Annotated in this window: 1 protein-coding gene; it reads left to right on the plus strand. The window is 43.5% G+C overall.

The window, feature by feature from the left end; genetic code table 11:
• On the plus strand, positions 1–317 hold a 317-nt coding region (locus ACVC43_RS00145), incomplete at both ends, for a hypothetical protein (protein WP_452222546.1).

The following is a 317-nucleotide window of genomic DNA, read 5'->3' on the forward strand; positions in this document are numbered from 1 at the left end:
GAAACCATTTGGGTACGTGTAGAAGACAATGCCACAGGCTGTTACAAAACCGTAGCCTTAGAGTTAATAGTAAACCCATTACCAGTACTGGTACAACCAGACCCACTGGAACTCTGTGATATTAACAACCCAGGCGATGAGGTCGAAGAATTTAATTTAGAAGATGCCAACACGCAAATACTAAACGGGCAAACAGGCATTACACTAACCTATTTTACCACGCAGGCAGGAGCAGACACTAACGATGCCAATGTGCAGATTTTTAGCCCATACACCAATGTAGTTAACCCGCAAACCATTTATGTGCGCGCAGAAAA

The organism is Lacinutrix chionoecetis (assembly GCF_053604665.1).